Below are 14225 nucleotides of genomic sequence, written 5' to 3'. Positions count from 1 at the left end.
CCTTGCTGCCCCCCGCCAAACGGCGGCATTCCTTGCTGCCCTCCGCCAAACGGCGGCATCCCTTGCTGCCCTCCGCCAAATCGAGGCAGCTGACTCTGTTCTTGAATCGGTGACATTCCGTAATATTCGGGATTATCATATTCATTCACGGACATATTCCTCCTTTAATATATTTCCCTATACTTTATGCTGGAAATATCATTGGGTTAAAAGATGGCTGCCATTACGAATTCCACGGAATCTCCACATTGTTGTCACCCGTTTGTCACTCTATCAAACCATCATTATAGTAAAATAAAAGTAGTTAGAAAATACTTACAGAAATGTATACGATAAACATTTATCCAGTTTATCGCTCTGCCACAATTAAATCCAAGAATATATGTGAAAACATTCACAATAACTACTATAAATTTTAGAAAAATGAAAAGGGTGGCTTATATGAAATATGATTTAGTCCTTTTACACGCGCCAAGTGTTTATGACTTTAGAAAAAATTCCCTGCTGGCAGGCCCCATTAGCGATGTTGTACCGTCTTCACCAGTATTTGAAATGTATCCAATCGGCTTAACCAGTATTGCTGACTATTTAGAACGATTTGGACTGCGGGTAAAAATTATCAACATTGCAAACAGGATGTTGATGAGTGAAAAATTTGATGTCGAAAAGAAGCTTAAGAAAATCAAAGCTCGTATGTTTGGAATCGACCTGCACTGGCTGCCACATGCTCATGGCAGTATTGAATTAGCAAAAATCGTAAAAAAGCTCCACCCAGATACACCGGTTTTATTTGGAGGTTTATCCGCCACCTATTATCATAAAGAGTTAATTGAATATCCATTTATTGATTTCGTTTTACGTGGTGACTCAACTGAGAAGTTAACACTACTGTTAATGAATAAATTAGAGCTCGGAAATACTCACTATGCTGACATTCCTAACTTAACCTGGAAAAAAGGAACTGAAATTGGCTATAATCCTCTCACCTATGTACCAAAGGATTTAGATGATATTGATGTACCGGGCTATCGCTATACCATCCGCTCTGTGTTTAAATATCGAAATTTCCTAGACCCGCTGCCATACAATGGCTGGCTGCAATATCCGAATACAGCGCTGCTTACAGCAAGAGGCTGTTCGCAAAACTGTCTCATCTGCGGCGGCTCAAAAGATGCCTATGATCAAAACTGCGGCAGAAGTTCACTTGCGTTACGATCACCTGAAAAGCTAATCGAAGACATCCAATTTATTTCCCGTTTCAGCCGCGCACCCATCTTTATCCTCCATGACCTTCGCCAGGGAGGCCGGGAGTATGTAAAGGAGTTTTTCAGCCGTCTTAAAGAACTTAATCTTAAAAATGAGATCGTCTTTGAATTATTCCAATATGCAGGGGAAGAATTCTTCAAGATGATGAATGAAAGCTGTCCAAAATACAGTATTGAAATTACCCTTGAAACCCATGATGAAAAAATCAGACGCTATAACGGGAAGTTTAATTGTACAAATCCTAAAGTAATCGAAACACTTACTTTCGCTTTAAAGCATGGTGCAAAGAAAATCGATTTATTCTTCATGACAGGTATTCCCAGCCAGACATACCAAAGCGCGCTAGAAAACATTGATTTCTGTGAAGAAATCCATCTTGCCTGCAATCAGGACCCTAGACTTTTCTACTTTGTAGCGCCGCTCGCACCATTCCTCGATCCTGCAAGCCCTGCGTTTGAAAATCCTGAACTGCACGGCTTTAAGAAGTTCTGTCATACGCTTGAGGACCACCGCAAGGCGATCACCCAGCCATCGTGGAAGCATATGCTCAGCTATGAGACGACACAAATGACCCGTGATGATATTGTAAAATCAACGTATGATTCTGCTCAAAAGTTAAACGAATTTAAATTAAAGTACGATCTGATAGATCAAGCTGGCTACGAAGAAATTGAGGGGAAAATCGCAAAATCGCAAAACTACATTGAGAAAATTGATTATGTTCTCTCTCTACCAGAAGCTGAGCAGCAAGTGGAATTATCAAAACTCCAAAAAGAAATAGAAGAATTAAATAAATACAGTATTTGCGGAAAGAACGAATTAAAGTGGGAAGTACAAAAGAATTATGCAAACTTCTTCTCGCTGGCATTAGTTGGTTTAGAACAACTGTATGAAGAGTATGTACAAAAGGTCAAACATGCACTTCAGCCAAAACTTCGTCATCAATTTAAATTAGAAACACAAAAAGAGAAAGCAAAAATATAACATAGAAGACGTGTGAGGTCGGCCTCACACGTCTTTTTACCGCTATTAATGTCCGCCAAGGTACGCCATTCTTATCTGATCGCTTTGATTTAACTCGCTGGAAGAACCGGATAGGACGATTTTTCCTGTTTCAATCACATAGGCACGGTCCGCAATCGATAACGCCATGTTTGCGTTTTGTTCTACCAGCAGAATCGTCGTGCCTGTCTGATTGATTTCTTCAATAATCCTAAAAATTGTTTTTACTAAAAGGGGAGCAAGGCCCATAGAAGGCTCATCCAATAGCAAGAGCTTCGGCCGTGCCATTAACGCGCGCCCCATGGCAAGCATTTGCTGCTCTCCGCCTGACAACGTACCAGACAGCTGCTTACGCCGCTCTAACAGCCTTGGGAACAGGTTATAGACCTTTTCGAAGTCCTCCTTAATTCCCTGTTTATCTTTACGTAAATAAGCCCCTAACTCAAGGTTCTCTTCTACAGACATATTGGCAAACACACGGCGCCCCTCAGGGACATGGGAAAGACCTTGTTTTACAATCGCTTGAGCTACCTTGCCTGAAATTGACTGTCCTTCAAACAAGATAGAACCATTTTTAGGCTTAAGTAATCCAGAAATCGTTTTTAATAATGTACTTTTCCCGGCACCATTTGCTCCAATCAAGGTAACAATTTCCCCTTCATTGATTTCAAGAGAAACACCCTTTAGGGCATGAATATTACCATAGTAGACATTGATATCTTCGATTTTCAGCATTAAGAAACCTCCTCCCCAAGATACGCCTCGATGACTTTTGGATTATTTCTGATTTGCTCGGGAGTCCCATCCGCTATCAGCTGACCGTGGTCAAGTACATAAATTCGCTCACATACACCCATTACGAGGAGCATATCATGCTCAATCAAAAGTATCGTTAGATCAAACTTCTTACGAATAAGTGCAATTAAATTCATTAGTTCTTCTGTTTCCTGCGGATTCATCCCTGCCGCAGGTTCATCCAGAAGCAATAGTTTCGGATTGGCTGCTAATGCTCTAGCAATCTCTAAACGGCGCTGCTGCCCGTACGGCAGATTCTTCGCGGTTTCATGCATCACACTATCTAAATTAAAAATCTTTAAAAATTCTACCGCTTTTTCCTCCATATACTTTTCTTCTGAAAAGTGCTTAGGAAGGCGGAGGATTGAACTCATAATGGAATGCTTCGCTAAGGAATGATAGGCAACTTTTACATTATCAAGAACCGATAATTCATTGAACAAACGAATATTTTGGAAGGTCCGGCTGATCCCCTTTTTTGTAATCTTATAGGGTGCTAATCCATTTAATCTATCCCCGTCTAATTCAATACTGCCTTCAGTAGGAACGTAAACTCCAGTTAACAAATTAAAAAACGTTGTCTTCCCGGCGCCATTTGGTCCAATCAATCCCACCAATTCTCCTTGTCTTAATTCAAGGTTCACGTCTGAAACGGCCTTTAATCCGCCAAACCTGATTCCAGCATTTTCTACTTTAAGCAATGGTGTGTTTGCTATCATCGTGGAACACCACCTTTTGCTGATCTTCCAAACGTAAACAATGAGGTCAATTCTCTTGTTCCCATTATTCCTTGTGGACGGTAAAGCATCATGAAGATCAACACTAAACTATAAATAATCATTCGCAGTTCAGGATAGCTTTGCAGGAAGGTTGAAACAATTGTGAGCAGGATGGCTGACAGTACCGCCCCTGAAAGACTTCCTAATCCACCAAGCACCACAAAGATTAATATATCGAAAGATTTTAAGAAACCGAAGTTTGTCGGCTGGATAATGAAAAAGTTGTGCGCATATAAGGCACCAGCCACTCCAGCAAAAAACGCACCAATGGCAAAGGCAACGACCTTATAATACGTAGTGTTGATTCCCATGGCATCAGCGGCAATTTCATTTTCTCTGACAGAAATACAAGCCCGTCCATGTGTTGAATTCGTAAAGTTTCTTATTACCAGAACGGTAAGCAGGATACTGCCAAATATCCATGGCCAAGTAGTTAACTGGGTAACAGTCATTCCGCTCGCCCCGCCAACATAATCAATATTCAAAAAGACAATCCGAACAATTTCACCAAATCCAAGTGTGGCAATTGCTAGGTAATCTCCTTTTAGCCGAAGGGTAGGAATTCCAATAATTAAACCAGCAATCGCAGCAGCCAATCCGCCCGCAACGATACCCAACGAGAAGGGAAGCTCCAATTTCATCGTAATAATCGCAGAGGCATAAGCACCCACTGCAAGGAAGCCGGCATGTCCAATTGAAAACTGTCCGGTAATACCAATAATCAAATGCAAGCTCGCAGCAAGAATAATGTTAATCCCAATAAAATACAGAGTGTTCACATAGAAAAAATTAATAATTTCTCCGGTAATTAAAAATTGCATGACTACACCAAAAACAATGGCTACTACGATTGATGACCAAAAACCTTTTGAATCCCTGAGAATTTCCATTGCAACTTCGTCCCCCCTTACACTTTTTCCCGTACATTTTTGCCGAATAGACCGGCTGGACGGAAAATCAAAATTAGGATTAAGACAACGAACGCTACACCATCACGCCATAGAGAGAAACCTGCCGCACTCACTAGTGACTCAATGACGCCCAATAACAATCCACCAACCATTGCCCCTGGAATAATTCCAATACCGCCTAGTACAGCAGCAACGAATGCTTTAAGTCCAGGGATAATTCCCATTAATGGCTCAATTTTTGTATAGTACATACCAAATGCAACACCAGCTGCACCTGCTAGAGCTGAACCAATGGCAAAGGTAGCCGAAATTGTATTGTTTACGTTAATTCCCATCAGTCTTGCTGCATCCATATCGTGGGATACGGCACGCATTGCTTTTCCAATCTTTGTTTTATGTACAATAAATTGCAGTAAAATCATCAGTACAACTGATGTACCTAAAATCAATACAGACTGACTACTCACATTTACTCCAAGAAATTCTAAGCTTTTGGCCGGAATCAGATCTCCAGGATAAGCCTCAGGCTGTGCACCGCGGACATAAATGACACCATATTCAATCAGTAAGGATACTCCGATTGCGGTAATCAATGCTGCAATCCTAGTGGCATTTCGCAATGGTTTATAGGCAATTCTCTCAATAAGAACCCCTAAAATCGAACAAGCTGCCATGGAAATAAGCAAGGAAGGGAAAAATCCTAAATCTAAAATTGTAATCGAATAAAAACCAATAAATGCACCGATCATGAAGACATCTCCATGGGCAAAGTTAATTAATTTTACAATTCCATAGACCATTGTATAACCAAGGGCTATTAACGCATAAATACTGCCCAATGACACCCCGTTTACTAGCTGTTGTAAAAATTCCATGTCTAGTTCCCCCTAAAATTAGGAAAATATTATTTAAATAGGAATAGGGAGACAAAATGGCTCCCTATTCTTTTTGTTTATTATTTTATTCTGGATCTACTTTCGTATTAAATTCTTGCTTTCCGCCATTATATTCAAGGATTACAGCAGATTTGATTGGATCATGGTTTTTATCAAGCTTCATTTTTCCAGATACTAATTCAAGACCATCTGTTTCAGCAAGTGCCTTTTGAATTTTCTCAGGATCACCGCTTCCCGCACGCTTAATTGCATCCGCAAGGAAGTAAAGTGAATCATATCCTAATGCATTGAACGCATCAGGAGATTTACCATTATATTTCGCTTCAAATGCTTTAACGAAATCTTGAACCTTTGGATCAGAATCACCAGAAGAATAGTGGTTCGTAATGAATGTGTTGTTTAATGGATCAGCACCCGCGATTTCTACTAGTTTAGGAGAATCCCAGCCATCGCCGCCCATAATTGGAGCTTCTATACCAAGGGCACGAGCTTGTTTAATGATTAGACCAGCTTCTTCATAATATCCTGGAAGGAAGATGAAATCAGGATTTGCAGATTTAATATTTGTTAAAATCGCATTAAAGTCTGTATCTTTTGCAATATAAGCTTCTTCCTTGATGACTTTTCCGCCATTTGCTTCAAATCTCTCTTGGAAAGCAGCCGCTAGTCCTTTTGCATAATCACTCGAGCTGTCGATAATGATTGCTGCATTTTTCACCTTAAGGTCCTTTGAAGCAAAGTTAGCTGCTACCGTCCCTTGGAATGGGTCGATGAAGCAAGTACGGAAAACAAAGTCGTTAAGCACGCCCTCTTTATTTGTAATCGTCGGATTGGTTCCGGTTGGTGTCAATAATGGAATTTTGTTTTTCTGCGCAATTTGAACTTGTGCTAATGTATTCGTACTAGTAGCCGCACCGATTATGGCTGATACCTTATCTTGGCTGATTAGCTTCGTCGTACCGCTTGTTGCCTCAGCTGCATCTGATTTATTATCAAATGTAACAAGTTCCAATTTCTTGCCATCAATGCCTTCCTTGTTGATTTCTTCAAGTGCCAAATCGACACCTTCTTTAATTGATTGGCCATAGGATGCTACCCCGCCAGAAAGCTCAAGGTTGGCACCAATCTTAATGGTTTCACCGTCTTTTTCACCGCTTGTACTGGATGCGCCGCCACAGCCGGCTAACATACCTGCCGCCATCATGAACGACATAAAAATACCTGCTAATTTCTTCTTTCTCACGTCTATACCCCCTATTTTCGAATAAAATTTCTCTTTTATACATGTTGTATATACCTGAGATGTCCAAAAAAAGATAATATTCTGAAAACAATTGTACATAATAATTTTCTTTCCGTCTAGTCTTTATCTGTGCTATTTTGCCATAATTCTGAAAATATTTTTTATTCTTTAACTTCCTACTATCCACATAGTATTTAAGCGGAGTTTAATAGAATTTACCCGACTAAAGGACTAAAACCATACTGTATTAAAAAACAAAAGAGAAATTCCCATTGGAAATCTCTCTCAGCTAAACATTATACTAATACTTTATTTTTTGTTTCTTTTCCTAAAAAGATAACCGCTAAAGCAGCTATGAAAACGGATATACAAAAGATCGTAAATATCGTGGAAATTGAAGTATTTTGCCCTACCAAATACCCGACTAATAATGGTCCAAGCACCCCTCCTAAGCGGCCAAATGCGGCTGCTGATCCTGAACCCGTTCCGCGGATAACAGTAGGATATTGTTCTGGTGTATAGGCATATAATCCGCCCCATGCCCCCAAGTTAAAGAAGGATAACAGAACTCCAGCTGTGATTAGCATTGCCGTTGACTCTGCATTTCCAAATAATAGAGCACTAATAGCCGTTCCAATTAAATAGACAGACAAAACAAATTTCCGTCCAAATCTCTCAATACACCATGCTGCAGTAAAATAACCTGGCAGTTGGGCAAGAGTCATAATCAACACATACCCAAAGCTTTTAATTAAGGAGAAACCTTTCAATACCATCACGCTTGGCAGCCATAAGAACATGCCATAGTAGGAGAAAACCACAAAAAACCAAACAATCCACAACATCGTTGTTCGCCGACGATACTCACTCGACCATAGATTAGCGATACTTTGAAAGGCAGAAGTCTTCTCCTTCTCTTTAATCGCTTCAAATTTCGGTGAATCCGGTAGACTCATTCGTAAATATAAAGCATATATTGCCGGCGTTGCGCTAATAAGCAAAGCGACTGACCAGCCAAACTTTGGGATAATAAAATAAGATATAACGGCAGCAATCAACCACCCAGCCGCCCAAAAGCTTTCTAGTAAAACCACGATTTGTCCTCGTTTTTCAGCAGGTACGCTTTCAGCAACGAGTGTCGATGCGACCGGAAGCTCACCGCCAAGACCCATCCCGATAAAAAATCTTAGTATAAGAAAAACAGTAATCGAGGTAGCAAATGCAGAAATTCCGCTTCCAATAGAAAACATTAATAAAGTAATAATAAATACATTTTTCCGGCCAACTCTGTCAGCCATTAAACCAAAAACCAAAGCTCCAACGGCCATCCCGATCGATTGAATACTTCCGATCCAGCCCATTTGCTCAGCGTTTAAGTTCCACTCAACACTTAAAGCCGCAATAATGAAGGAAAGCATCCCCACATCCATTGCATCAAACATCCATCCTGTACCCGAAACCCAAAGCAATTTCCGGTTTGAAATTTCTTTTTTCATAACCAGCCTCCTTCAAGAGTACCCATGTTTTCATTATCCCCTAATGGAAACTGTTTATTTATCAACTGCCGTTTCAACATTACTAAATTGGTTAAAAAACATGCTATAGTACCTACCTTGTTTATTCATAAGTTCACTATGACTTCCATTTTCCACAATTTCCCCATTATCAATGACCATGATGGTATCTGCATCACGGATGGTATTCAAACGATGGGCAATGATAAAACTCGTTCTTCCCTCCATTAAAGAGAGCAATGCCTCTTGAATATGAAGCTCTGTGCGGGTGTCAATACTGCTTGTTGCCTCATCTAAAATCAGCACGGCAGGTTTTGCTAGGATTACTCTGGCAATCGCAATCAGCTGACGCTGCCCCTGACTCAGGTTACCGCCGTTTTCGGATAGAAGCGTTTCATATTGATGGGGCAGCCGCCTGATAAAGGGGTCGGCATTCGCCATCCTAGCGGCATGGATTACTTCCACATCACTTGCCGAAGGCTTGCCGTACTTAATATTTTCCTTAATGGTACCTGAAAAAAGATAGGTATCCTGAAGGACAAAGCCAAAACAGCTCCTTAAGCTGTCCCGAGTATATTCTCTTATATCATGTCCATCTAACAAAATCCTGCCTTCCGTCACATCATAGAATCTCGTCAACAGATTAACAATCGTCGTTTTCCCTGCTCCCGTAGGCCCTACTAGTGCCGTACTGCTGCCAATTTCAGCTTCAAAACTGACATTTTTTAATATCGGTACATCGCCGCTATAGCCAAAGCTGACATTTTCAAACACCACATGACCTTTTGGCTTGTCTAAAACCACCGCGTTGTTCAAATCACCGGGTTCCTCTTGCTCGTCCAGTATCTCAAAAACCCGTTCTGCTCCTGCTACACCTGACTGCAGCATATTAAAAATATTTGCGAGGTCGTTAAGAGGCCGGACAAATTGCCGTGAATAGGTAATAAAGCTCGCAATTGCACCTACCGTAATCATGCCTTCGACCGCAAGAAAACCTCCGGTGACTGCCACAATTGCAAAGCCCAAATTATTGATCACGTTCATAATCGGCATGAGAAAACCGGACCAAATTTGCGCCTTAAGGCCAACCTCACGCAGCCGCTGATTAACATCCTCAAATTCATTGATAGCTTTTTCTTCATGATTAAAAGCTTTTACGACTTCAATACCCGAGATGGTTTCCTCAATTTGACCATTCAATTTTCCCAGCTCAATTTGCTGTGCTTTAAAATAAACACTCGTCCTTTTTGCAATCGTGCGGGTTAATAAAAAGACAAGGGGCACCGTAAGCAGGCTTGCCACCGTCAAAATCGGACTCAGTATTAACATCATAATAAATGAACCGATAATAACAATAACTCCTGACATTAGCTGAGTCGTCGATTGTGAAATCGTATTGCTGACATTATCGATATCATTTGAAAGCCGGCTCATTAATTCTCCATGTGTCCGTTTGTCAAAAAAAGCGACAGGAAGCTTTTGCAGCTTAACAAAAAGGGCGTTGCGCAATCTTTTCACAATCCGCTGCGAGACACCCGCCATTAACCAGCCCTGCAAAAGGGCTAGTGCACCATCTAGTATAAAAGCTATTATTAAAATCAGCACCATCAGTTCAAGGAATTGAAAATCAACCTTTTTATCCAAACCAATGGCATCAATTGCTTTTCCTATTAAAAAGGGAGAGAGCAAAGCTAATGCTGAGCTAAAAAGAATAAAGATAAAGACAAGACTAAGCATCTTTCTTTCATTGCCAAAATAATGCCATAACCTTCGGATCGTCTCTTTAAAATTCTTTGGTTTTACAACCGGTCCTCCTCGGCGATGGCCGCCTCCCATCGGCCTTCCCGGAATCGATATTGGAGGTGGCGTATTACGTGCTTGATTTGATTGTACTGACATTAGAGCGCCATCTCCTTACCAACTTGGGATTGATAGATTTCCTGGTAAACCTTACAGTCTCTTAATAATTCCTCATGTTTCCCCATTCCAACGATTTCCCCGTGGTCCATGACAACAATTCTATCCGCGTCCATAATTGAGGTAATCCGCTGAGCAATGAGGAGACAGGTTAGTCCTTGTGCATATTCTTTTAGTCCAGCTTTTATTCTGGCCTCCGTGGTAACATCAACAGCGCTGGTGCTATCGTCTAAAATTAAAATTTGCGGGTTTTTGACCAAAGCCCTGGCAATCGACAATCGCTGCTTTTGACCTCCGGAAAAATTTACCCCGCCCTGACCAATTCTTGTTTGATACCCTTCAGGGGAAGCGCTGATAAAGTCGTGTGCTCCAGCAATCTTTGCTGCTCTTTCAACTTCTTCTATTGAGGCGTCCTCTTTCCCCCATTTTATGTTCTCCTCCACACTCCCGGTAAAAAGAATCGTTTTCTGCGGGACGAAGGCAATCTTGTCTCGAAGCACTTTAGGGTCAACAAGGTGAATGTCCTCACCATTCACTTTTATACTTCCCGCACTCACATCGTAAAAGCGTGGTATCAGCCCCACCAATGTACTTTTCCCCGAGCCTGTCGAGCCAATAATACCAATGGTTTCTCCCGGCAGAAATGTAAGGTTTATATCTTTTAATACGGGTTCACCACTTGTTCCTTCATAGGAAAAAAAGACATGATTAAATTCAATCCTTCCTTTTTCTTTTTCAAGAGGGAGGAGGGATCCTTCTTCATTCCATGTGAGGTCATCCTCCAGCGCAAATACTTCACTCACCCTTACAGCTGACGTTTTTGCACGAACAAACATATTAAAGACCATAGAAATCATCATTAAAGAAAAAAGAATTTGGGTCATGTAGTTAATAAAGGCAATTATATGTCCAACTTGAACATTGCCATTGGAAACGCCAAAGCCGCCAATCCAGAGAACGGCGACAATCCCAAGGTTGACTGTAAGCATAATCGCAGGGCTGAACACCGCCATCAGCCTTGTAGCGGCTATCGATTGCTTTTTAAATTCTTCATTTGCATAGTCAAATTTGCCGACCTCGACATCAAAGCGGTTGAACGCCTTCACCACACGCACGCCAGATAAATATTCACGCATCACACTGTTAACTCGATCGAGCGCATTCTGAACCTTCGCAAATCGAGGGAAGCCAAGCCGTAAATTTAGAACAATAAAAACAGCAACAATGGGAACCACTACTGCCAACACAACCGATAAATGGATATTTAACCGCGTTGCCATGATTAAGCCCCCAATGGCTAATAGCGGGGATTTAACAAAAATACGCATTAAACCGTTTGCAAAAACTTGAATCTGTGTCACATCATTGGTCAATCTCGTAATTAAGGAAGCACGCTCAAAGCGGTCAATATTTTTGAACGATAAGGTTTGAATTTTTCTAAACAAATCAGACCTTAACTCCGCACCGAAGCTTTGGGAAACCGTGCTGGCAAGGATACTTCTAATCGAGGCAGAAACGGCACCAAACAACGTGATCAGGAGCATGACACCGCCCATTTTCAACACATAATCCAAGTCTCTCCCTGCAACACCGACATCAATGATTTTCGCCATAATTGTTGGCATTAACAAATCACTAATGGCTTCAAAGGTTAAAAATAAAACTGCTAAACTAAAAGACTTCCAATATTTTCTTATGTATTTTGCCAAAAACCCCATAAATCCTTTCACCCCGACATTTGTTTGGAAATCTTTTGATAAGGCTGTTATGTTAAGAATTGTTGTTAAAATTCTAAAGCCGATTTAAACGATAATAAGGCTATTATAGCAAAAAAAGTATGAGTCCTATGAATAGAACCCATACTTTTTCTTATTCTTGGACAGGGCGAAATTCATGGACCCAAACACGCATTTGCGGAAGCCAAGGCATTCCAGGGTGGTAGGCAAGAATCGATTGCTTATACTCTTCAACCGTAGGGTAGCCCTCGCGGCGTGCGTCATCATCCGTCAATTCCCCCAAGCTTTGCGAATAGACACGCTCCACGACAAATTGACGTCCTTCAAGCGTCATGATCTCTCCTGGATCGGCATATCTGCCATTCCGGCGTGTAGCAGTCTTTTCTCCTGCGAGCACCTTTTTAACATCCGATTCCATCGTAACCAATCTTTCAATCGAGCAAGTTTTTGGCGGCAGTGTATTGTTTTCATTTTGCATAGTAATTTCCTCCTTATACCAATTCAGTTTTTACCATTTTAACACTATCACTACATTATTAAAACTTCTTACACATTTAAATCTCTTTTTTTAAAAAAGACAAAGGTTATAACGGTAAGTCCTGCAATCAATCCAACAGACAGAATAACAAAGATTAACTCAAACCCTTCTCCAAGCATCAGATTTTTTGCTTCAAAATATTTAAATGGAGTAAGGTATTTCAACCCTTCGAAATGCTCATTTAAATCAATCGCCACCGAAATCACATACGTAAGCAAAAGAATCCCAGTTGCCATGGAAGCAGATCTTTTGGATTTCTTTATTACTGCAGCAAGCGAAGTACCTATTACTAGAAACAATGTTTGTAAAATAAACATACCTGCCATGGTGATGGCTATATCACCGGAAACCACTTCACCGTTGCTGTATTTTCCGACCAATACAAGTGATGATAGCAAGGTAACTAGATTTAAAAGGAGGATATTTACGAATGCTGCCAGCAATTTTGCTGTAATAATTTGATTCCTAGAAACAGGCTTTACAAATAAAAACTCCGACGTTTTATCCCGCTCTTCTTTTGAAATCATTGTTGCTCCCAGCATTGCCGCATGGATGGTTGCCATTAGTAACAAATAGATAAATAGAAGGCCATAATAACCAGCTGCTGTTGAAATATCAAATTCGCCGATTCCTAAGACAGCGAGCAGTGATTTTGGCATTCCAGCCAGCATTTCATTCATGGGCTGGCCAGAGGAAGCTAAACTCTCATATTTCACCATCCCCGACGCAACCATAAGAAAAACACCAATGCTCCAAAATATCAGGGACTTTCGATGAGCGCTCATTTCTTTTAAAAAAATATTCATCATTCCATCACTCTCCTTAGGACATGTTAAACACAGTGAATATCCTTTTTGGCATAAATATAATAACTTGCCACGATCGCTGTCACGATCACAACTGCTCCTGCTGCCAAAAAGGAAGCTTCATAGCCTGAATTATCCATAATGTAGGCAGTGTCAAAATATTTAAATGGAGAAAGATATCGTTTTCCTTCATCACCAGAACTGAACATCCCCAAAAAGTAAAAGGCAAAAACAGTCGCGAGTGACACCGTCAACACCGATTTAATCTTTGGAACGACGACTGAAATAAATATTCCTATTGCTAGAAAAATTAGCTGTACAAGAAACACGGTCAGGGAAAGCAGGATAAATGTTTCAATACTAAAATCCTCTGTTGTTACCTGGAAGGCGAGCAGGATTGCAGCCCCGATATATATAATATTCGTTAGTATAATGGAAATCAGTGCCGCCAATAATTTATTCGACAAAACTATTGTACGGGTTACAGGCTTAGTCAGCAGGAAATCAGCTGTTTTTTCTCTGACTTCCTTGCTGACAATGCTAGTACCTAGATTCATAGCCTGGATACTGCCGCAGAGTGTAACAAACGATAGCCCATAGCAGTAGAAACCAAGAATGGAAAAGAAATTTTCAAGATTAATCCCAAATGCTTCTCGGAGTGCCGCAGGATACCCTTCAAGCAGCTTTGTAAATTCCTCTGTATCCTTTGTAAAGGAAGGGAAAAATGACATAAACAGCGCCGCAATGCCCACCAGAGATATCGTCCAAATGATAGTCGACTTTCGGTACGCCCTCAATTCATGCAACAAAATATTCATGGCA

The 14225-nt window shown here is 40.8% G+C and carries 12 protein-coding genes; 1 reads left to right on the top strand and 11 read right to left on the bottom strand.

All coding sequences use genetic code 11. The annotated features are described in order from the left end of the window. The first annotated feature begins 441 nt into the window (after positions 1-441). Positions 442-2250, top strand: a complete 1809-nt coding sequence (locus V7108_RS00550) for a TIGR04190 family B12-binding domain/radical SAM domain protein (protein WP_335567082.1) — start codon at positions 442-444, stop codon at positions 2248-2250. Between the two features lie 45 nt (positions 2251-2295). Here V7108_RS00550 and V7108_RS00545 read toward each other — a convergent pair whose 3' ends face one another. From V7108_RS00545 to V7108_RS00495, 11 genes are all read right to left on the bottom strand, one after another. Next, positions 2296-3003: an ABC transporter ATP-binding protein gene (locus V7108_RS00545; protein WP_335508764.1), complete on the bottom strand. Its 708-nt coding sequence runs from the start codon at positions 3001-3003 to the stop codon at positions 2296-2298. After that, positions 3003-3782 (bottom strand): ABC transporter ATP-binding protein, encoded by a 780-nt coding sequence (locus tag V7108_RS00540; protein WP_335567081.1) that lies wholly within the window; start codon positions 3780-3782, stop codon positions 3003-3005. The genes V7108_RS00545 and V7108_RS00540 overlap by 1 nt, the downstream gene beginning before the upstream one ends. Continuing rightward, on the bottom strand, positions 3779-4732 hold the full coding sequence (locus V7108_RS00535) for a branched-chain amino acid ABC transporter permease (protein WP_420489151.1): 954 nt from the start codon (positions 4730-4732) through the stop codon (positions 3779-3781). Before V7108_RS00535 ends, V7108_RS00540 begins: the two co-directional genes overlap by 4 nt. 17 nt (positions 4733-4749) lie before the next feature. Beyond that, complete coding sequence (locus tag V7108_RS00530) at positions 4750-5628, bottom strand: branched-chain amino acid ABC transporter permease (protein ID WP_335567080.1); 879 nt, start codon at positions 5626-5628, stop codon at positions 4750-4752. A gap of 85 nt (positions 5629-5713) precedes the next feature. Then, entirely contained in the window at positions 5714-6892 is a 1179-nt protein-coding gene (locus V7108_RS00525) for an ABC transporter substrate-binding protein (RefSeq protein WP_335567079.1), read from the bottom strand. A 296-nt stretch (positions 6893-7188) separates the two neighbouring features. Next, the gene (locus tag V7108_RS00520; protein ID WP_335567078.1) at positions 7189-8388 is read right to left on the bottom strand and encodes an MFS transporter; all 1200 of its coding nucleotides are present in this window, start codon (positions 8386-8388) and stop codon (positions 7189-7191) included. Between the two features lie 54 nt (positions 8389-8442). Beyond that, entirely contained in the window at positions 8443-10305 is a 1863-nt protein-coding gene (locus V7108_RS00515; protein ID WP_335567077.1) for an ABC transporter ATP-binding protein, read from the bottom strand. Then, positions 10305-12041, bottom strand: coding sequence for an ABC transporter ATP-binding protein (locus tag V7108_RS00510; protein WP_335567076.1), 1737 nt, complete (start codon positions 12039-12041; stop codon positions 10305-10307). Before V7108_RS00510 ends, V7108_RS00515 begins: the two co-directional genes overlap by 1 nt. A gap of 151 nt (positions 12042-12192) precedes the next feature. Beyond that, complete coding sequence (locus tag V7108_RS00505) at positions 12193-12543, bottom strand: ASCH domain-containing protein (RefSeq protein WP_335508951.1); 351 nt, start codon at positions 12541-12543, stop codon at positions 12193-12195. Between the two features lie 62 nt (positions 12544-12605). Continuing rightward, a complete protein-coding gene (locus V7108_RS00500; RefSeq protein WP_335567075.1) occupies positions 12606-13406 on the bottom strand; it encodes an ABC transporter permease subunit in 801 nt (266 codons plus the stop codon). Positions 13407-13429: 23 nt separating this feature from the next. Further along, positions 13430-14221: an ABC transporter permease subunit gene (locus tag V7108_RS00495; protein WP_335567074.1), complete on the bottom strand. Its 792-nt coding sequence runs from the start codon at positions 14219-14221 to the stop codon at positions 13430-13432. Positions 14222-14225: the final 4 nt, after the last annotated feature.

It is taken from the genome of Neobacillus vireti (assembly GCF_036962345.1).
In the GTDB taxonomy this organism is placed as follows: domain Bacteria; phylum Bacillota; class Bacilli; order Bacillales; family Cytobacillaceae; genus Neobacillus; species Neobacillus vireti_A.
Note: the sequence above shows the minus strand (reverse complement) of the source record. Positions and strands in the feature narration are given on the sequence as shown.

Excerpts from the sequence above, each read along its gene's own strand:
- V7108_RS00550 (WP_335567082.1), top strand. The coding sequence starts at position 442 with ATGAAATATGATTTAGTCCTTTTACACGCGCCAAGTGTTTATGACTTT.
- V7108_RS00545 (WP_335508764.1), bottom strand. The coding sequence starts at position 3,003 with ATGCTGAAAATCGAAGATATCAATGTCTACTATGGTAATATTCATGCC.
- V7108_RS00540 (WP_335567081.1), bottom strand. The coding sequence starts at position 3,782 with ATGATAGCAAACACACCATTGCTTAAAGTAGAAAATGCTGGAATCAGG.
- V7108_RS00535 (WP_420489151.1), bottom strand. The coding sequence starts at position 4,732 with ATGGAAATTCTCAGGGATTCAAAAGGTTTTTGGTCATCAATCGTAGTA.
- V7108_RS00530 (WP_335567080.1), bottom strand. The coding sequence starts at position 5,628 with ATGGAATTTTTACAACAGCTAGTAAACGGGGTGTCATTGGGCAGTATT.
- V7108_RS00520 (WP_335567078.1), bottom strand. The coding sequence starts at position 8,388 with ATGAAAAAAGAAATTTCAAACCGGAAATTGCTTTGGGTTTCGGGTACA.
- V7108_RS00515 (WP_335567077.1), bottom strand. The coding sequence starts at position 10,305 with ATGTCAGTACAATCAAATCAAGCACGTAATACGCCACCTCCAATATCG.
- V7108_RS00510 (WP_335567076.1), bottom strand. The coding sequence starts at position 12,041 with ATGGGGTTTTTGGCAAAATACATAAGAAAATATTGGAAGTCTTTTAGT.
- V7108_RS00500 (WP_335567075.1), bottom strand. The coding sequence starts at position 13,406 with ATGATGAATATTTTTTTAAAAGAAATGAGCGCTCATCGAAAGTCCCTG.
- V7108_RS00495 (WP_335567074.1), bottom strand. The coding sequence starts at position 14,221 with ATGAATATTTTGTTGCATGAATTGAGGGCGTACCGAAAGTCGACTATC.